The sequence below is a fragment of the Dactylosporangium sp. NPDC051087 genome (genome assembly GCF_055586325.1).
Genome location: NZ_JBVJIJ010000010.1, coordinates 78234 through 97391 on the forward strand (window position 1 = coordinate 78234; position 19158 = coordinate 97391).

17 protein-coding genes are annotated in these 19158 nt (G+C 73.0%); 4 read left to right on the plus strand and 13 right to left on the minus strand.

Features of this window, described 5'->3' with window-relative positions; translation table 11 throughout:
- Positions 1 to 6: 6 nt before the first annotated feature.
- From ACZ6TV_RS20280 to ACZ6TV_RS20305, 6 genes are all read right to left on the minus strand, one after another.
- Positions 7 to 1725, minus strand: coding sequence for a S8 family serine peptidase (locus tag ACZ6TV_RS20280; protein ID WP_465298745.1), 1719 nt, complete (start codon positions 1723 to 1725; stop codon positions 7 to 9).
- 115 nt (positions 1726 to 1840) lie between these two features.
- On the minus strand, positions 1841 to 2602 hold the full coding sequence (locus ACZ6TV_RS20285) for an SDR family oxidoreductase (protein ID WP_465298746.1): 762 nt from the start codon (positions 2600 to 2602) through the stop codon (positions 1841 to 1843).
- Complete coding sequence (locus tag ACZ6TV_RS20290; protein WP_465298747.1) at positions 2583 to 2993, minus strand: SCO6045 C-terminal-like domain-containing protein; 411 nt, start codon at positions 2991 to 2993, stop codon at positions 2583 to 2585. The genes ACZ6TV_RS20285 and ACZ6TV_RS20290 overlap by 20 nt, the downstream gene beginning before the upstream one ends.
- A complete protein-coding gene (locus ACZ6TV_RS20295) occupies positions 2990 to 3841 on the minus strand; it encodes an MbnB/TglH/ChrH family RiPP precursor modification enzyme (RefSeq protein ID WP_465298748.1) in 852 nt (283 codons plus the stop codon). The genes ACZ6TV_RS20290 and ACZ6TV_RS20295 overlap by 4 nt, the downstream gene beginning before the upstream one ends.
- Entirely contained in the window at positions 3838 to 4785 is a 948-nt protein-coding gene (locus ACZ6TV_RS20300) for a TIGR04222 domain-containing membrane protein (protein WP_465298749.1), read from the minus strand. The genes ACZ6TV_RS20295 and ACZ6TV_RS20300 overlap by 4 nt, the downstream gene beginning before the upstream one ends.
- 77 nt (positions 4786 to 4862) lie before the next feature.
- The gene (locus ACZ6TV_RS20305) at positions 4863 to 5435 is read right to left on the minus strand and encodes a TetR/AcrR family transcriptional regulator (protein WP_465298750.1); all 573 of its coding nucleotides are present in this window, start codon (positions 5433 to 5435) and stop codon (positions 4863 to 4865) included.
- 151 nt (positions 5436 to 5586) lie between these two features.
- Between ACZ6TV_RS20305 and ACZ6TV_RS20310 the strand changes: the two genes are divergently transcribed.
- Positions 5587 to 6234 carry an HAD family hydrolase gene (locus tag ACZ6TV_RS20310; protein WP_465298751.1) on the plus strand — a complete coding sequence of 216 codons (648 nt, stop codon included), beginning with the start codon at positions 5587 to 5589 and terminating at the stop codon, positions 6232 to 6234.
- A 138-nt stretch (positions 6235 to 6372) separates the two neighbouring features.
- Complete coding sequence (locus ACZ6TV_RS20315; RefSeq protein ID WP_465298752.1) at positions 6373 to 7269, plus strand: serine protein kinase RIO; 897 nt, start codon at positions 6373 to 6375, stop codon at positions 7267 to 7269.
- A gap of 198 nt (positions 7270 to 7467) precedes the next feature.
- Here ACZ6TV_RS20315 and ACZ6TV_RS20320 read toward each other — a convergent pair whose 3' ends face one another.
- Complete coding sequence (locus ACZ6TV_RS20320; protein ID WP_465298753.1) at positions 7468 to 8421, minus strand: quinone oxidoreductase family protein; 954 nt, start codon at positions 8419 to 8421, stop codon at positions 7468 to 7470.
- A gap of 103 nt (positions 8422 to 8524) precedes the next feature.
- Between ACZ6TV_RS20320 and ACZ6TV_RS20325 the strand changes: the two genes are divergently transcribed.
- Positions 8525 to 11689 carry an Hsp70 family protein gene (locus ACZ6TV_RS20325; protein WP_465298754.1) on the plus strand — a complete coding sequence of 1055 codons (3165 nt, stop codon included), beginning with the start codon at positions 8525 to 8527 and terminating at the stop codon, positions 11687 to 11689.
- Positions 11690 to 11790: 101 nt separating this feature from the next.
- Complete coding sequence (locus ACZ6TV_RS20330) at positions 11791 to 12243, plus strand: peptidoglycan-binding domain-containing protein (RefSeq protein ID WP_465298755.1); 453 nt, start codon at positions 11791 to 11793, stop codon at positions 12241 to 12243.
- Between the two features lie 67 nt (positions 12244 to 12310).
- Here ACZ6TV_RS20330 and acnA read toward each other — a convergent pair whose 3' ends face one another.
- The 6 genes from acnA to ACZ6TV_RS20360 form a co-directional block, all read right to left on the minus strand.
- Positions 12311 to 15100, minus strand: coding sequence for an aconitate hydratase AcnA (acnA, locus tag ACZ6TV_RS20335; RefSeq protein WP_465298756.1), 2790 nt, complete (start codon positions 15098 to 15100; stop codon positions 12311 to 12313).
- Between the two features lie 149 nt (positions 15101 to 15249).
- Positions 15250 to 15591 carry a hypothetical protein gene (locus ACZ6TV_RS20340; RefSeq protein WP_465298757.1) on the minus strand — a complete coding sequence of 114 codons (342 nt, stop codon included), beginning with the start codon at positions 15589 to 15591 and terminating at the stop codon, positions 15250 to 15252.
- A 137-nt stretch (positions 15592 to 15728) separates the two neighbouring features.
- The gene (locus tag ACZ6TV_RS20345) at positions 15729 to 16256 is read right to left on the minus strand and encodes a YbhB/YbcL family Raf kinase inhibitor-like protein (protein ID WP_465298758.1); all 528 of its coding nucleotides are present in this window, start codon (positions 16254 to 16256) and stop codon (positions 15729 to 15731) included.
- A 64-nt stretch (positions 16257 to 16320) separates the two neighbouring features.
- The gene (locus ACZ6TV_RS20350; protein WP_465298759.1) at positions 16321 to 17049 is read right to left on the minus strand and encodes a hypothetical protein; all 729 of its coding nucleotides are present in this window, start codon (positions 17047 to 17049) and stop codon (positions 16321 to 16323) included.
- Between the two features lie 49 nt (positions 17050 to 17098).
- A complete protein-coding gene (locus tag ACZ6TV_RS20355) occupies positions 17099 to 18016 on the minus strand; it encodes a PfkB family carbohydrate kinase (RefSeq protein ID WP_465298760.1) in 918 nt (305 codons plus the stop codon).
- A gap of 12 nt (positions 18017 to 18028) precedes the next feature.
- Positions 18029 to 19135, minus strand: coding sequence for an AAA family ATPase (locus ACZ6TV_RS20360; protein WP_465298761.1), 1107 nt, complete (start codon positions 19133 to 19135; stop codon positions 18029 to 18031).
- Positions 19136 to 19158: the final 23 nt, after the last annotated feature.

Sequence of the window (19158 nt, forward strand, 5' to 3'; positions counted from 1 at the left end):
GCCGGCCTACCCCGGGAACCCGTCGAGGGCCCGGAGCGCCCGCTGGGTGGTGGACTTCGCGTCGATCTGGTCGAGGCGCAGCTGCGGGTCGCCGGCGGCGTTGGCGAGCAGCAGCGCGGCGACCTCGGCGGCGCCCAGCCCGGCGGCGAACGAGCTGCCGCTCCAGGAGGCGAAGCCGCGGGTGTAGTCGTCGGCGTCGAGGGTCTCGCGGCGGGCCGGGCGGCCTCCGGCGTTGCCCGCCGGGGTGGCGTAGGCGGCGCCCCGGCTGCCCTGGATCTTCGGGTACGTGCTGACCAGCGCCGAACCTGGTGCCCAGTAGCGGACCCAGGGCCCGTCGTTGCTGAACATGGCCTTCGCGTCGTTGGGCTGGAAGGCGCCGACGCTCATCACCGGCAGGTCCCCGTCGCAGGTCAGCGCTGCCGGGTAGAACTCGCGGGACGTCGCGTGGTTCCCGGCGGCGGCGACCACGACCACCCCGGCGGCCAGGAGCCGGTCCACGTGTTCCTGGATGCGGATGGTGTACGAACTGTCGGCCGCGCTCTCCAGGTAGTACCCCAGCGAGAGGCAGACGACGTCGACCATGTGCCCGCCGTTGCCCGCCTGTGCCGCTTCGACCTGGTCCGCGAGCCGGTCCAGCGCGATGAGCAGGTCGCTCTCGTAGACGACGCCGTCGCTGTGCATGACCCGGATCTGCAGCACGGTCGCGTCGGGGGCGACCTGGCGGACGAGGCCGCCGATGAACGTGCCGTGCCCGGTGTGGCTGCCGAGCTCCCCGGCGACGGAGCCGGTCCGGATCTGCCGCTCCCACGCGTCGCGGAGCCGCTGCAGCGGGTGACCGGCGGCGATGAGCTGGTCCTGCGCGGCCAGGATCATGGCCTGCAGCTCGGTGTCGACGGCGGTGAACCCGTCCTCGGGCAGCGCCGAGCCGGCCGCGGGGACGTCGAGCCACTCGTGCGGGGCGATGCCGGTGTCGAGGATCGCGACGACGGGCCGCCGGTCGCCGAGCTCGGCGGTGGTGCGCCGGCGCGGCGGGGCGAGGACCAGGTCGACCGGCCGGCGGGCGGCGTCCCCGGCGAAGCGCCAGGCACTGCCCTCGGTCATCGGGGACCCCTCCGTCATCGGGGAGCCCTCGGTCATGGGCGAGCCCTCCGTCATCGGGGAGCCCTCGGTCATGGGCGAGCCCTCCGTCATCGGGGAGCCTTCGGTCATGGGCGAGCCCTCGGTCATCGGTACGCCGCCGATGGACGCGCCGAAGAGCAGGTGATCCAGGGACAGATGGCCCCCGTGGCCACTGGCCCGGAGCGCCTTCAGGGCGGCCCATGCGTCGACGGCTTCGGGGTCGGCCCCCTGTGCGGCGACGAGCTGGACGGCCCGCACCCGCCGGCGCACGGCCCGCTCCCGGACCGGCCCGTCAGGCCCGCCCTTCCCGTGGCCGCCCTGGTCGGGGCCGTCGGGACCGGCCAGGTCCGCCGCGAGGCGCATGCCGGTCCCGGCGAGGGTCCGGTTGCAGCGCTCCAGGCTGTCCGAGAGCGCGTCCGGTGGCTCGTCGGGTGGTGACGTCGACAGCAGGACGCCGGCGCGGTAGACGGTCGGCGCGGAGGCGCCGTCGCCGGGCTCCAGGACGCGGGCGCCGTGCCGGCGCAGGACCGCGGTGGAGGGCAGCCAGGGCGTCGACGGTGGGGCGTCGTTGTCGTCGCCGAGGTCGGCAGGCGCGTCCCCCGTCATCCGCCGGCAGCGTAACTGCATGGTGGCTCTCCGTCCCCGCGGGGCGCTACCCGACTGATGACAGCGCCGTCTCACTTGACTGGAGGGCGCACAGGCCGGCCCTGATACAAAAATTTCAGAACGCGCTGATGACCCCGCCGTCGACGGGTACGGCGACGCCGGTCAGGTAGCCGGCGGCGGGGGAGAGCAGAAACGCCGCGACCCGGCCGAACTCGGCGGGGTCGCCGAGCCGGCGCAGCGGGATCAGCTCCGCGGCCGCGGCCCGCGCGCCGGGGTCGGCCAGCAGCTCCCGGTTGCGGTCGGTGAGGAGCCGGCCCGGCAGCAGCGACACGACCCGGATGCCGCGCGGGCCGAGCTCGGTGGCGAGGTCCTTGGCGAAGCCGGCCAGCCCCGGGCGCAGCCCGTTGGAGATCGCGAGCCCGTCGAGCGGGACCCGCACCGACGTGGACAGCACGATGCCGATGGCGGCGTCCTCGCCCTCGGGCACGGCGCCGACGGTCTCCGCGACGAGCCGGGCCAGCCGGACGGTGCCGAGGAAGATGGTGTGGAACGCGGCCGTCCAGTCGTCCTCGCCGGTGCCGGTCGCGGTGCCGCGCGGCGGGCCGCCGACGGAGATGAGCGCCCCGTCGAGCCGCCCGAAGCGTTCGAGGGCCGTCTCGACCAGCCGCGGCCCGGTGCCGGGATCGCCGAGGTCGCCGGCGACACCCGCGGCGTGCTGCGGGCCGAGCGCCGCGACGGCGGCGTCGACCGTGGCGGCGGTCCTGCCCGAGACGACGACCTTCGCACCGTCCTGGACGAGGGCCTCGGCGGTGGCGCGGCCGAGCCCGCGGGACGCGCCGGTCAGGACGTAGACGCGGTCACGAAGCCCGAGATCCATGCAGCGATCGTAGAAGGCGGCCCAGCCGGCCGCGGGGGACGGGCGCGGTGCGGCCGTCGTAGGCGAAGGCGGCCTCGCGACCGGCGAGCTCCTCGCGGGCCAGGGGCGGCAGGGTGTCCCCGGCGGCGCGGGCGAAGTCCCAGCCGTCGCGCAGCGACCCCAGCGGCGGGCGCCCGTCGGCCCACGCGGCGAACGTGCCGGTCCAGTCGTCCCCGAACGAGGCGGCGAGCATGGGCCACGTCCGGGCCACCTCGCCGGCGCGTTTGCGGCGCAGGGCGATGCGCGTCGCCCGTACACCGGCCGCGGCGAAACCCGGAGGGACGTCACCACCGGCGACGAGCGCCTCCACCAGGGCCCGCTGCCGGTCCGCGAGGGAACCCCCGGTGCTCATGCCGTGATCCGGGAAACGCCCGCGGCGGCGCAGAGGGCGTCGAGCTCGCCGGTGAGCTCGGCGGCGGGCGGGTAACGGCCGTCGCGTTCGAGCATCAGCGCCGGCGGCCGGGCCCGCGCGCACAGCTCCTTGACCAGGTCGAAGACCTCCGGCGGCGTCGCGTCGGTGTGCGTGTCGTGGTAGAAGCCGTCGTGCTCGGCACCGCCGGCGACGTGCACGTACGCGATCCGCTCCAGCGGCAGGCCCTCGAGCGGGTCGCCGCCGTCGGTGCCGCGGTTGCGGGCGTTGGCGTAGACGTTCGCGACGTCGAGCAGGAGCGGGCAGCCGGTCCGGTCGAGGATCTCGGTGAGGAACTGCGCCTCCGTGAGCTCGGGATCGGGCCAGTCGAACAGCGCGGCGATCGGCTCCAGGGCGAGGGTGACGCCGCCGAGCGCGGCCTGGGTGCGCCGGACGTTGGCGACGACCGCGTCGACCGCCTCCCGGGTCCGGGGCACCGGCAGCAGGTGCCCCGCCTCGACGCCGCCCGCCCGCACGAACGCGATGTGCTCGCTGACCAGCGGCGACCGCAGCAGCTCCGCGCACTTGAAGAGGTGCGCGGCGCGGTCGTCGTCGACGGGCTCGGCCCCGCCGAGGGACAGCTTCACGCCGTGCGGCACGACCCGCACACCCCGCTCGACCAGGTCGAGGAGCATCTGCGGCGGATGCGTCAGATGTACCGACTCCGCGACGACCTCGGTGAAGCGCAGCCCCGGCAGCCCGGCCACGTAGCCGGCGATCTCGGGCCGCCAGCCGATGCCGACCGCCGGTCCGCCGGCTCCGCCGGCTCCGCCGTGCTCCGGACCGGTCATCCTCCGCACCCTCCGCCGCCGCCTCCGCAGCTGGAGCCGCCGCCGCAGGAGCTGCCCGACGAGCAGCTGCTGGACGACGAGCCGGAGTCGGAGCTGCCGCTCCAGGAGCTGCCGCCGTCGCTGAAGCCGCCGCCGGAGGTGGCGACGTGCCGCTGCAGCTCGGCCTCGGCGGCGAACGCCGGGTCGGCGGCGAAGAACGCGGCCGCGCCGAAGAGCCCGATGCTGAGCGCCGCGGCCTCCGGGCCGTAGGTCGACCAGGACGGTGACTGCCGCGGCGAGAGGTGCTGGGTCGCCATCCGCATCCGGGTCAGCAGCCGCCGCCCGTTGGTGCTGACCCGGGGCACCCGCAGGAACAGCAGCGCGATGACGAAGACGGCCACGACCATCAGCACCAGGTAGCCGACGGATCTGCCGTTGATGATGCCGGCGACGAGGCGGGCGACGCCGATCGCGACGGCGGCGAAGACGATGATCGCGGCCATCTTCACGCCGCGCCGGCGGTCCGGGTCGAGCAGCCAGCCGGCCAGGGTCAGCTGCTCCTCGGTGCGCTCCAGCTCGGCGACGACGCCGCGGTCCTTCAGGACGTTCTTGACCTTGAGCGTGCGGCGGGCGGCGTCGAGCACGGCCCGGTCGAGGTCGCCCGTGAGACCGGGCATGGCGGCGACCTGCTTGAGCGTGCCGCGCTTGTCGGAGCTGATCGCGCCGGCCGCGCGCAGGGCGGCGAGGGAGCTGTAGACGGCCAGCCGCCGGTCGCCGTTGAGCAGCGCGGCCTGGGTCGGGGTCAGGTCTTTCGCCTTGCGCAGGGACGGCCCGCGCAGGTAGGTGCGCCGCCAGACGAACGCGATCACGATCGCGAGCCCGGCGAGCCCGGCGTACAGCCACAGGAAGTCCGGTCCGGCGATCCCCCAGGTGTCGCCGGGTCCCGCCACGATCGATGTCCTCATGGGGTCAGTGTGGGTGCGGCTGTCCAGAAGCGCCTGTCGCCGCAAGGACACTTGAGCAAACCTTGTGACCCAGATCATCAGGACCTTCGGACAGCGCCCTCGACCAGGTTGAGGACGGCCTCGAGGTCCTGCACGGGGCGGCCGGTCGCGAGGTGCAGGACCAGGCCGTCGTAGGCGAGCTCGAGGAACTGGGCGAGGATCCCGATCGGCACGTCGGCGCGCAGCACGCCCGCCTCCCGCTGGCGCTGCAGCCGCTCGCGGGTCGCCTCGGCGACGGCCTCGGAGCGGGCCGCCCACCGCTTCGCGAACTCGGGGTCGGTGCGCAGCCGCCGCGACACCTCCAGCTGGCTGCCGAGCCAGCCGGCGACGTCCTCGGTGCCGGCCCGCTCCAGGAGGTCCCGCATGACCTGGACGAGGCCGTGCTCGGCGACCGTGGCTACCATGGTCGCGGCGTCGTCCTCGGCGACGGCGAGGAAGAGCGAGTCCTTGTCGCGGAAGTGGTGGAAGATCGCGCCGCGGGACAGGCCGATCTCCTCTTCGAGCCGCCGGACAGTCGCCCCCTCGTAGCCGTGGCGGGCGAAACAGGTCCGCGCGCCGGTGAGGATCTCCTTCCGGCGTGCGTCGAGCTGGTTCTGGCTCACCCTGGGCACGCACTGATTATGCAAGCCGTACATACGGTTTGGCACATCCTCCGATGTACGGGGTGCGGTTCGGCCCGGTTTGGGCGGTTTCACGGTCCCGGGGCGGCAGCGGAAAATTCGGGATCTGTTGTATGTCATTCAGCTCACGTAACCTGCCCGCGTGCCCCTGTTGTTGCTCTCCCTGGACGACACCCTGCTGGACAGGGCCGGGGCGTTCCGCGCATGGGCGAGCGACTTCCTGCGCGGCATCGGCGCGCCCGAATATGACCTGGACTGGCTGCTGTCCGTCGACGCCGACGGGATGGGTTCGACCTGGGACGTCGCCGAGAGCATCCGCGAGCGGTACGGGATGCGTGAGGCCGCGATCGACCTGGTCGAGGAGATCCGCGGCGAGCTGATGGCCAGGGTCCGGCTCGACCCGCTGACCGCCTGTGCCCTGGCGATCGCCGAGGACGCCGGCTGGGTGCCCGTCGTCGTCACCAACGGCGACACCCGCCAGCAGGAGGAGAAGCTGCGCAAGACCGGCCTCGACCGGTATCTCGCCGACTGGGTCATCTCCGAGGACGTCGGCGTGCGCAAGCCCAACCCGCGCATCTTCGCCATCGCGGCGGAGCGGGCGCGGATGCGCCTCGGCGGCGCCTGGCTCATCGGCGACAGCCCCGAGGCCGACATCGGCGGCGCGGCCGGGGTCGGGATGCGCAGTGTCTGGCTGCACCGGGGCCGGCGCTGGTCCGAGCCCCGCTACGCGCCGACCCGCACCGCCGACGGGGTGATCGCCGCGATCGCCGAGGTCATGGCGGCGCGATAAATCGGTTGCGCGGCTGCGACCGGTGGGAGAAGGTGCGTCAGTACTTCGAGTTGGAAGGGGGTTGGTTCGCATGGCTGCCGTCACGGCGCGATTCATCATGCCGACTCCCGTTTTCCTTCCAGCTCTGGAGACCTCGCGTTGCGCGACAACGACTCTTCTGGTGCGTCAACCCGCCGCCGTCGCAAGTTCGACGACGACGAACCGACCTTCGTAAAGCGCTCCTCACCGTCCACCGATCCCGTCTGGGACGTCGTGGAGGAGGAGACCGGCTGGTCCTCGTGGAGCGCGCCCGGCGTGCTGCACGGACCTGACCCGATCCCCGACTGGGTGATCACCGAACACGCCGCCAAGGACACCGACCGCGGCATCCTCAAGACCGGCAAGGAAGCCGACGTCCATCTGGTGGAGCGCGCCGTCCCCGGCACCGACCGGCGGGTCCTGCTCGCCGCGAAGCGCTACCGGGCCGCCGAGCACCGCCTCTTCCACCGTGACTCCGGCTATCTCGAGGGCCGCCGGGTCCGCGAGTCCCGGGTCACCCGGGCGATGGCGGGCCGCACCGCCTTCGGCCGGGAGGCGATCGCGGGCCAGTGGGCGATCGCCGAGTTCGGCGCGCTCGCGCAGCTGTGGGAGCTGGGCGTCTGCGTCCCGTACCCGGTGCAGCTGCTCGGCACCGAGCTCATGCTGCAGTTTATCGGTGACGACGACGGCACGGCCGCGCCCCGGCTGGCGCAGACCCGGCCGGACGCCGACCTCCTCGCCGACCTGTGGTGGCAGCTGGTCGACGCGTTGCGGGTGCTCGCCCGCGCCGGCGTCGCGCACGGGGACCTTTCGCCGTACAACACCCTCGTCCACGACGGGCGGCTGGTCATCATCGACCTGCCGCAGATCGTCGACGTGGTGATCAACCCGAAGGGCCCGGAGTTCCTGGCCCGCGACGTCGCCAACATGGCGAAGTGGTTCCGGGGCAAGGGCTTCCCGGTCGACCCGGAGCCGCTGATCGTGGAGCTGCTGCACGACGCGGGCATGCGGGTCTGACAAGCGCGTGGCCCGCCCGGTGTCGTGGCCGGGCGGGCCGCGGTTGGAAAGCGGCGGGGAGGGTCGTTTCCGCCGCTTCCGTCTGTGCCGGGTGTCGAACCCGGCTCAGCCATGTGGCCGGCGTCCTGCTCCGGCCAGTAAAGGTCTAGTCGGGGACGTTTTCCGGGCTTCACGCAGGTCCGGCACCTGAGATCACGATCACGGAATAACGAGCAGCTTCCCGGTCGACTTGCGCCCCTCGAGGTCGGCATACGCGTCCTGGACGGCGTCGAGTCCGTATCGCTTGCTGACGTCGACCGTGACCACGCCGCCGGCCATCCACCCGAACAGGGTGTCGGCGCGTTCGAGCAGCTCGTGCCGTTTCGCGATGAAGTGACCGAGCGTCGGGCGGGTCAGCGTGCAGGACCCCGCCATCAGCCGCAGCGGGTCGAACGGCGGCACCTTCCCGCTGGCCGCGCCGAACAGCACCATCGCGCCGCGGGTGCGCAGCGCCTCCAGGCTGATGTCGAACGTGTCCTTGCCGACGCCGTCGTATGCGGCCGCGACGCCGTCGCTGACCTCCCTGACCGCTTCCAGCGCCTGGTCGTAGGCGACGGCCCGCACCGCGCCGTCGGCGAGGGCGATCTCCCGCTTCGCGGGCGTGCCGGCGGTGGCGACGACCCGGCCGCCGAGGTGCGTGACGATCCTGGTCAGCAGCCGGCCGACGCCACCGGCCGCGGCGTGCACGAGGACGGTGTCGCCGGCCCGGACCGGGTAGGAGTCGTGCGTCAGGTAGTGCGCGGTCAGGCCCTGCAGCATCGCCGCGGCGGCCTGCTCGGTGCTGATCCCGTCCGGCACCGGCACGAGCCGGTCGGCGGGGACGACCGCCTGCTCGGCGTGGCTGCCCAGGACGCCCGTCCACGCGACCCGGTCGCCGGGGGACAGGCCCTCGACCCCGGCGCCGTAGCTGAGCACGGTGCCGGCGCCCTCGCTGCCCAGCGCGCTCGGCAGCCGCATCTGGTAGGTGCCGGTGCGCTGGTACACGTCGATGAAATTCACCCCGCTGGCCTCCACCAGCACCAGGACCTCACCCGGTCCGGGTTCCGGGTTCTGGACGTCGTGCACCTGGAGAACTTCCCGGTCGCCGTGCTCCTGGAACATGACCGCGCGCATCGAGCCCCCTTGTTCATGGTGTCGGCTTCCTGTCTACCCCAAACCACCGATCGGAAATGTCGTACCGCTGCCGTACGATCCCGGGGTCTTTGGAGGTGAGCACGTGGGGCCGACCCATCGTCTCGCGATCGATCTGGGCACCTGCCACACCGTCGCGGTCGTCCGCCGCGGCGACGACGCCCCGCGCGCGCTGCTGTTCGACGGCTCACCCGTCATGGCGTCCGGCATCTATGCCGACGAGAGCGGCAGGCTGTCCGTCGGCCGGGACGCCGAGCGGCTCGCCCAGGTCTCGCCGTCCCGCTTCGAGCCCTTCCCGAAGCGCAGCGTCGACGCGGGCGCCGTCCTGCTCGGCGACTCCGAGGTCACCGTCGTGGAGATGCTCGCCGCCCTGCTCAAGCGGGTCGCCGACGAGTCGCTGCAGGCCGGGGTCAACCCGGTCGGCTCCACCGTCCTCACCTGCCCGGCCGACTGGGGCGGCCAGCGCCGCGGCGTCCTGCTCGAGGCCGCCCGCGCCGCCAACCTCGGCCCCGTCGTCCTCGTCGACGAGCCCATCGCCGCCGCGACCTATTGCCTGCGCGTCCTCGGCCAGCAGGTCGCGCCCCTGCAGTCCCTCGCCGTGTTCGACTTCGGCGGCGGCACCCTCGACGTGTCCGTCGTCCGCCGGGAGCCGGCGGGCTCCGGCGGCGCCGGCGGCCTGCGCGTCCTCGGCGTCGGCGGCCTCGACGACCTCGGCGGCGTCGACATCGACGCGGCCCTCGTCGGCCACCTCGGCCAGCTCATCAACCTGCGCAACCCCGAGATCTGGCAGCGCCTGGCCAGTCCCGACAGCACCGCCGCGCACCGCGACCGCCGCGCCCTGTGGAATGAGGTCCGCGCCGCGAAGGAGATGCTGTCCCGCACCGCGTCGGCCCCCATCCACGTCCCCGGCACCGAAGAGGCGCTGCACATCACCCGCGAGGAGCTGGAGCGCGTCGCCGGCCCTCTCATCGACCGCGCCGTCGACGAGACCCGCCGCGTCCTGGAGCGCGCCGGCGTCGACGTCCGCCAGCTCGCCGGCATCTTCCTCGTCGGCGGCTCGTCCCGCATCCCGCTCGTCGCCAGCCGCCTGCACGCCCGCTTCGGGGTCGCCCCGGTCGTGCCCGAGCAGCCGGAGCTGCCCGTTGCCTATGGCGGCATGCTCTCCGTGGGCACCCCGCCGCAGCAGCTCTTCGACGGCGGCCAGGCCCCGGCCCCCCGCCCGGTCTCCGGCACCCCCGTCTCGCCGAGCGGCGGCACCTCCTATCCGGTCTCGGTCCCGTTCGCCGCGACCGGCGGCGGCGTCACGTCACCCATCTCGCCGGCGGCCCACGGCGCCCCGGCGCAGACCTACAACGTCTCGCCTCCGGTCTCCCCGGGTGCCTACATCCCCAACCAGAACGTCCCCGGTGGGGGCCCCAACCGCCCTGGCGGCGGCTTCGGCCCGGCGACTCCCGGCGGCCCCGGCGGCGGCATGCAGGGCGGTGGCGGACCCGGTTATGGCGGCCCGGCGGCGTTCGGCGCCCCGCCCCCACCCGTCAGCCTCACCCGGCCCGGCACGCAGCCTCCGCCTGTCAACCTCGCCCGCCCCGGCGTCCCGGCCGGCATCGGCGCCCCGGGTGCCCCAGGCGGTCCTGGTGGCCCGGGCGGACCCGCAGGCTTCAGCGGTCAGGGCGGACCCGGCGGGTTCGGCGGTGCCCCGTTCACGCCGGGCGGCCAGCCCGCGTTCACCCCGCCCCCGCCGGTCGTCGTCCGCCCGCGCCGCCGCACCGGCCCGTGGATCGCCCTGATCATCGTCCTGTCGCTGATCGGCGGCTGCCTCTGGGGCGGCACCCAGGTCTTCAGCTGGATCGGCAACCAGTTCGAGTCCATCAAGGACGGCTTCCCCGGCGACAGCCCGACCGGCGACGACGGCCAGCTCACCGACCCGAAGACCGACGGGCTGACGGTGGGCAAGCCGATCACCGTCGACCCCAACGCCGGGGCGTTCGCCGCCGTCGCCGGCGCCGGAATGATCTACATGGCGGAGTCGACCGCCGACAGCACCAAGGTCACCGCCTATCCGACGGTCGGCGACAAGGCGACGTGGGCGGTGAGCGTGCCGATGGCGCCGACGGAGCTGCACCTGCGCCTGGTCGGCGGCCTGCTGCTCGTCGACGGCGAGAGCGACACCAAACGCGACAACGACGACACGCGGTCCGTCATCGACGCCGCGACCGGCGGCGTGAAGTGGACCTCGGGCTGGGACAGCCGGATCGACCTGCAGTACGTGCGCAACGGCAACGGCATCGACTCCGTCACCGAGGTCGGCTCCAACCCGTCCTCGGTGCAGCGCATCGACCTGCTGACCGGCACGGCCCGGTGGACCCACCCGGGGGAGAAGACGTTCTTCGCCAACAGCCAGCGCCGCGCGAAGGCCGCGCTCACGTGGACGCGACCGGCGGACGCCGCCGATCTCGTGGTGCCCACGTATGAGCGGTCGTTCTCCGAGCCGCAGTTCTTCGCCGAGTCGCTGGGCGCGGACCCGGCGGCGGTCGTCCACGTCGTCAGCGGCGAGACCGTCGAGGTCGTCAACGTCGCCGACGGCAAGACCAAGGCGTCCGGGTCCATCAAGATCGCACGCAACGACTTCTTCGCCGTGTACGGCGGCATGCTGATGTCGGTCCCGGGCGGCGCGACCAACACGGTCGTCGGCTACAGCCTGCGCGACCTCGGCAAGGCGTGGGAGTTCAAGGCCCCGCCGGGCGTCACCGTCGAGGACGTCCGGCCGTGTGGGGAGAAGCTCGTCTGCCTGGCGGCCCAGAAGTCGCTGGACTACACGGTGATCGCGGTCAACGTCGGCGACGGCAAGCAGGCCTGGACGAAGACCCTCGACGGCGGCGACGAGCCCGGGTGGTATGTCCTGGACGGCAAGCTGCTGCTGGGCGACGACTCGTTCGGTGACGTGGGCAAGCCGTCGATCCGTGACCCGGCGGACGGCAACGTCAAGTATGGCGTCGCCGACTCCGCGACGTCACCGATGGCGATGGCCTCCGGCAACGGCCGCGTCGCCGTGCGGACGCTGCGGGTCTCCGGCGGATTCACGGTCTGGCAGGTGTCGGTCGCCGACCTCGGCACCGGCAAGGTGCTCGGCGCCGCCGACGTCAGCGGCAGCGACTTCACCCTGACGGCGATCACGATCAGCGCGGACTCGGTCACCGCGATCTCCGACAAGGAGAAGGTCGTCCACCGGTACAGCATCCCGAAGAAGTAGCCCGCCGGAATTGTCCGGCGGGGCAGCCGGACGCGGATCGGATTGACATATTCCTACGCGTGCCCGCCGGACGGCGGTGCACTGACGGGGATGGAGTGTCGATGGTGCGCAATCGTGTCCTGCTCCGGCTGCTGACGGCGACCTGTCTCGGTGTGCCCGGCGGGTTGGTCGCCACCTCGCCGGCCGCCGCCGCGACGGTGCCGGTGTGCAACTACTCGGACAAGAAGAACGGCGTCTACATCCCGGTGACGTATCCGTCGAACGAGCGGTGCTGGATGCAGCAGGGGCACCGGACCGCCGGGGTCAAGATGCTGCAGAAGACGATCAACATCTGCTACGGCGACTACCTGGACTCGATCGGGTTCCCGGACACCGTCCACGAGGACGGTGACTTCGGCCCGATCACCAAGGCGGCGCTGCGGTGGGTGCAGCGGCTCGAGGACGACCGCAACCCCTACGGGCAGACGGTCGTCGACGACGGCATCTACGGCTACGTGACCCTGAAGGTGATGGTCCACCCGACCGGCGTCGGCTACAACTGCCAGCGCTTCTGAGCGCGGGTCCACACCACGACGGGCCGGTCACCGTGATGGTGGCCGGCCCGTCGCGTTCGAATGCCTGTTACGCCTCGATCATCTTGCGCAGGACGTACTGGAGGATGCCGCCGTGGCGGTAGTAGTCCGCCTCGCCGGGGGTGTCGATGCGGACCACGGCGTCGAAGGAGACGCCGGTGTCGGTGGTGACGTTGACGGTGCGCGGGGTGGTGCCGTCGTTGAGCTGCTCGGCGCCGGTGACCGTGAAGGTCTCGGTGCCGGTGAGGCCCAGCGACTCGGCGTTCTGGCCCTGCGGGTACTGCAGCGGCAGCACGCCCATCCCGATGAGGTTCGAGCGGTGGATGCGCTCGTAGCTCTCCGCGATCACGGTGCGGACGCCCAGCAGGGCGGTGCCCTTGGCGGCCCAGTCGCGGGACGAGCCGGAGCCGTACTCCTTGCCGGCCAGGATGACCAGCGGCGTACCGGCGGCGGCGTAGGCGACCGAGGCGTCGTAGATCGTGGTCTGCTCGCCGCTGAGGTGGTTGACGGTCACGCCGCCCTCGGTGCCGGGGGCGAGCTGGTTGCGCAGGCGGATGTTGGCGAACGTGCCGCGGATCATCACCTCGTGGTTGCCGCGCCGGGAGCCGTAGGAGTTGAAGTCCTTGCGGTCCACGCCGTGCAGCGCGAGGTACTTGCCGGCGGGCGAGTCGGCCTTGATCGAGCCGGCGGGCGAGATGTGGTCGGTGGTGACGGAGTCGCCGAGCTTCGCCAGGACCCGGGCGCCGGCGATGTCGGTGACCGGCGCCGGCGACGTGGCCATGCCCTCGAAGTACGGGGGCTTGCGCACGTACGTCGACTGGGGGTCCCACTCGAACGTGTTGCCGGTCGGGGTCGGCAGGGACTGCCACTGCTCGTCACCGGCGAACACGTCGGCGTAGCGGGAGTTGTAGAGGTCGCTGCCGATGGCCGCGGCGATCGTGTCCTCGACCTCCTTCGGCGTGGGCCAGATGTCGCGCAGGTAGACGGGCTCGCCGTCGGAGCCGGTGCCGAGCGGCTCGCTGGTGAGGTCCAGGTCCATCGTGCCGGCCAGGGCGTAGGCGACGACGAGCGGCGGCGACGCGAGGTAGTTCATCTTCACGTCGGGGTTGATGCGGCCCTCGAAGTTGCGGTTGCCGGACAGCACCGACACGACGCTGAGGTCGTGCTCGTTGACGGCGGCGCTGACCGCCTCCGGCAGCGGGCCGGAGTTGCCGATGCAGGTCGTGCAGCCGTAGCCGACGAGGTTGAAGCCGAGCTTGTTCAGGTACGCGGTGAGCCCCGCCCGCTCGTAGTAGTCGGTGACGACCTTCGAGCCGGGCGCGAGCGTCGTCTTCACCCACGGCTTGGTGGTGAGGCCCCGCTCGACGGCGTTGCGGGCGAGCAGCCCGGCGCCGATCATGACCTGCGGGTTGGACGTGTTGGTGCACGAGGTGATCGCGGCGATGACGACGGCGCCGTGGTCGAGCTCGAAGTCGCCGACCTGCACCGGATTCGACTGGCGCCCGTTGGCGCCGCGGGCGGCCGAGACGAGGTCGTGCGGCTTGTCGCCGTTGGACTGCACCTGGTTGGCGGGCGGGTCGCTGGCCGGGAAGGACTCGGCGCTCGCCTCGTCGGCCGGGCCTTCGATGCCGCCGTCGGCGACGTAGTCACCCAGGACACCGCGGAACAGCGGCTTGGCGCTCTTCAGCGGCACCCGGTCCTGGGGGCGCTTCGGGCCGGCGAGGGAGGGCTCGATCGTGGACAGGTCCAGCTCGAGCCGCTCGGAGTAGTCGGGCTCGGCGGCCGGGTCGTGCCAGAGGCCCTGCTCCTTGGCGTAGGCCTCGACCAGCGCCACCTGCGCCTCGTCGCGGCCGGTCAGGCGCAGGTACTTGATGGTCTCGTCGTCGACCGGGAAGATCGCGACGGTCGAGCCGTACTCGGGGCTCATGTTGCCGATCGTGGCCCGGTTGGCCAGCGGCACCGCGCTGACGCCGGGGCCGTAGAACTCGACGAACTTGCCGACGACGCCGTGCTTGCGCAGCTTCTCGGTGATGACGAGGACCAGGTCGGTGGCGGTGCAGCCCTCGGGCAGCTCGCCGCTGAGCTTGAAGCCGACGACCCGCGGGATCAGCATCGACACGGGCTGGCCGAGCATCGCGGCCTCGGCCTCGATGCCGCCGACGCCCCAGCCGACGACGCCGAGGCCGTTGACCATCGTGGTGTGCGAGTCGGTGCCGACGACCGTGTCCGGGTAGGCCTGGCCCTTGCGCGGCATGACCACCGGGGCGAGGTACTCGATGTTGACCTGGTGCACGATGCCGGTGCCCGGGGGCACGACCTTGAACTCGTTGAACGCGGTCTGGCCCCAGCGCAGGAACTGGTAGCGCTCCTTGTTGCGCCCGTACTCCAGCTCGACGTTGCGCTCGAAGGCGTCGGGGCGGCCGAAGAGGTCGGCGATGACCGAGTGGTCGATGACCAGCTCGGCGGGGGCCAGGGGGTTGACCCGGGTCGGGTCGCCGCCGAGCTCGACGACGGCCTCGCGCATGGTGGCCAGGTCGACGACGCACGGCACGCCGGTGAAGTCCTGCATCAGCACCCGGGCGGGGGTGAACTGGATCTCGACGCTGGGCTCCGCGGTGGCGTCCCACGCGCCGAGCGCACGGATGTGGTCGGCGGTGATGTTGGCGCCGTCCTCGGTGCGCAGCAGATTTTCGAGGAGGATCTTCAGGCTGTACGGAAGGCGTTCGGCGCCCTCGACCTTGTCGACCTTGAAGATCTCGTAGCTGGCGTCACCGACGCTCAGCTGGCTCTTGGCTCCGAACGTGTCGAGGCTCGCCACGGCGTTGCTCCCTAAAGTCATCAGGCGGGTGTCTCACGGCAAGTCTTCCGCAACCGGGACGCCCGGTCGTCGTCAACCAAGAAAACCGTACGTCCGTCTTGTTAAACCCGCAAGCGTGTACCAAGCTGTGAAACATGATTCACCCCTGCCCGGAACGGCCGCCGGGCGGGTCACAGGTCGACGGACCACCAGTCGCCGGGGACGGGGTGGAAACCCGCCTGCCGCAGCAGGTCGTGACCGTCCGGGGGCAGTGCCGCCGCGAGCCGGTGCGCCGAGCCCGCGCGCAGCGCGTCGACGAGCCCCTGCAGCACCTGGACGGCGAGGTCGTGCCGGCCGGGTGGCGAGGCGACGCCGACGAGCCTGACCGTGGTGCCGTCCGGCCGGACCGCGGCGAGGGCGGCGGCCGGGTCCTCGTCACCGCAGGCGGGGTCGATGAGCTCCCACCACTGCACCTCGGACCGTGCCTCGGACGCGGCCGGCGTGCCCCAGTGGGCGGTGATGCGCCGGGTCACGGCGAGACGGTGTGCCGGCACACGCCGGACGAGGAGCAGGGGATCCACACCACCACTGTGTGGGACGGGTCTTGCAGGAGCCTTGCCATCGATTTGCCACCTGGCCGGGGCGGCCGGCCCCGGCCAGGTGGCGACTGTCAGAACCCGAACGACGAGACCAGCACCGCGCGGGCGATGGTGTGCGCGGTGACGTTGAAGCCCACCACGTTCGCCGACGCGTCCGCGCCGATGTCGAGCGCGTCGACGTCCAGGGCGTGCACCGCGAAGAAGTACCGGTGCGGGGCGTCCTTCGGCGGCGGCGCCGCACCCCCGAAGTCGCGGGTGCCGTAGTCGTTGCGGGCGTGGATCGCCTCGTCGGGCAGGCCGTCCTTGTCGCCGGTGCCGGCGCCCGTCGGCAGCTCGGTGGCGCCCGCCGGCAGGTTGTAGACGATCCAGTGCCAGAACCCACCGCCGGTCGGCGCGTCCGGGTCGTAGCAGGTCAGCGCGAAGCTCTTCGTCCCGGCCGGGAAGCCCGACCAGCTCAGATGCGGTGAGGTGTTGCCGCGCTCGTAGACCTGCGCGTCCGGCAGCGTGCCGCCGTCGGTGAGGTCCTCGCTGCTCAACGCGAACGCCGGCACCGCGGGCAGGGAGTCGAAGGGCGACGGCGGGCGGGGTCGGTCGGTCATGCGCACTCTCCTAGTGCTGGGGCTTTGCTCCTAACCAGATCCTCATACCCAACGACCGGCGGGCTCAAGTGACGCCGGTGAGGCGCGCGTACTCCGCCTCGGTCCCGATCGCCGCGCGCCGGTCCGGGTGCTCCACGTAGTGCTCGACGACCGACCCGAGGAACACCGGCTCGACGGCCAGCATCTCCAGCGGCACCAGCAGCCATCCGGGTTCGTGCCGCCCGGGCCGCCGGATGCTCAGCGCGAGCTTCGGGCTGCGCACCGTCAGCGGCAGCGGGCGCTGCGGCACCTGGACGAGGTCGTCCCACCGCACCCGGCGCCGGCCGCCGGCCCGGATCGTCAGCCCCTCCGGGCTCACCACGATGCCGGGACCGCGCAGCAGCGGCACCGCGGCGAGCCCGATGAGCAGCGCGGCGACCGCGTTGAGGGTGATCTTCAGGGCGGGTCGCGTGCCGGGGTCGCTCTCCAGGAACAGCGTGCCGAGCAGCGCCCACGCCATCGTCGCCCGGCCCAGCCACACCGGCGACCCGGGCACCACGAACGCGTCGCCCCGCACGCGCAGCGCCGAGGGCGGCGGCTGCATGACCGGCCGCAACGCGATCCCGAACCCGACGAACGCCCCGCTGAGCAGCACGATCGGCGCCAGCAGCAGGGTGACCGCCAGCCACGTGGGCGTGTCTTCCTCGTCGACTCCGAACTCGTAGCCGACCCGCAGCCCGACGAGCACCACGGCGACGGCGGCGGCGGCGATCCGGCTGCCCCGCACGTACCGGCCCAGCTGCTCAGGTGTCACGTCGGCCAGTGTACGAACCCGCGCATCAGCCGGCATGGATCGCGCGGGGTCACAGCTCCAGTCCGGGGAAACGGGCACGCAGGGCGGCGACGGTCGGCATGGCCACGGCGCCGCCGCGCGACTCGCAGACCAGGCCCGCGACGTGCACCGCGACCCGGGTCAGCGCCTCCCAGCCGGCCAGGTCCGCGGGCAGGCCCCGGGTGAGGATGCCCCAGGACAGGCCGGCCATGGTCGCGTCGCCCGCGCCGGTGGCGTCGACCGCCGTGACGGACGGGGCGCCCACCCGTACCGTGGCGGCACCGTGCGCGACGAGGGCGCCCTCCGCGCCGATCGTCACGACGACCGCGCCCGCGCCGAGGGCGAGCAGGCGGGCCGCGGCCCGGTCGGGGGACTCGCCCCACAGGGCGGCGGCGTCGGCGGAGCTGAGCTTGACCAGGTCGGCGGTGGCGGCGAACTCGGCGACCACGTCCGGGTCGACGCCGACGACGGGGCGCACGTTGGGGTCGAAGACGCGCACCGGGCCGGGGGTCGACCAGGCCTTGCGGGCGGCGGCGAGGACCGGCGGGCTGAGCAGGCACATCGAGCCGCAGTACAGCAGGCCGGCAGTGCCGATCAGGCCGGTGTCGACGTCGCCGGCGTCCAGCAGGCCGTAGGACGGCGGGTCGCCGTAGAAGCGGAACGTGGGCTCGATCCCGCGGAACGTCGTCACCGCCAGGGTCGTCGCGACCCCGGGCACGGTCACCACGCCGCCCGTGCCGACGCCGTTGTCCGCGAGGAAGTCCAGGATGCGGCCGGCCCACGGGTCGTCGCCGACGGACCCGGCGAACTCGCTCGGCGCGCCGAGCCGGGCGACGCCGACGGCGACGTTCAGCGGCGCGCCGCCGATCGCCGGGTGGTAGACGATGGGCGTGCCGGACTCCAGCAGGTCGACCAGCGCCTCACCGATGACCACCGCATGTCCCGTCATCGCGCCAGTACATCATTTGGGCTGACGCGCCAGCCAGAGTTCGCGCGCGAGGTCACCGGGGCCGAGCTGGGCGGCGGCCGGGGTACGGCCGAGCAGGGTGGCGCCGTCGGTGTCCTTCGTGGCGTACCAGATCTGCTCCGGGTCCAGGACCGGCAGGCCGTCGCTGCCCGGCCCGAACGGGGACCGCGCGGTGAAGACCAGCTGCGCCCTGGCCGGGTTGAGGTCCCGGTCGCGCAGCAGCCGCAGCGCCTCCGCGGCCAGGTCGGGGTGCACGGCGGCGTCGAGGTCGTCGACGAGGAGCACCCCGCCGCGCTCCAGCATCGGCAGCAGGGCCGCGAGGAGGTCGAGCCAGGCGATGGTGCCGTCGGACTCCGCCCAGCCGCCGAGCGCCGCGGGCCCGGACCGGCCCGCGTGCACGAGGCGCAGCAGGTCCCTCTCGACCCCGACGATGCCGAGGTCCGCGTGGCTGACCAGCAGCGTCAGCTGCTCGCTCCAGCGGTCCGCGAGGTGCGCGAGACCGCCGGAGAGCCGGGTGCCGGGCGTCAGCCGGACCGTCCGGACGCCGTGCAGCCAGGCCGCGACGGGCGCCAGCCACGGGTGCTCGATGTCGGCGCCCATGGACAGCAGGGTCACCCCCGGATCGCAGGCGGCGGCGAGCCGCTCCAGGCGGCTCTCCGGCAGGCAGCGGATGCCGGTGCGGTCCCGCTCGAACCAGACCCGCCGCCGGTCGCGGTCCGTGGCGTGCAGCCACTCCCCGGCGATCTCGTCGCGCTTGTAGGCGCAGCCGTAGACGTACCGGACGCCGTCGACGAGGAACTCGACCTCGAACCGGGTCGGCAGCAGCCGCGCGGCCGGGTCGAGCTGGAACGGGTCGAAACGTTGCGTGGCGGCCTGGACGTCGCTGCCGGACACCGCCAGGTCCCGGGTGGTGGCCAGGGCGCGCAGCACGGTCGACTTGCCGGCGGCGGTCCTGCCGAACACGCCGCACAGCGGAGAGACCCGCAGCGTGCCCCCATGGCCGAGGGGCACGCCGAAGCCGTCGTCGGGGCCGGACAGGAGCGTCAGCTCCTGGATGTCCCGGACCGAGCGGTGGTTCTGGAGCCTGAACTTGAGCAGCATCGCCTAGCGACGCTAAGCCCCGT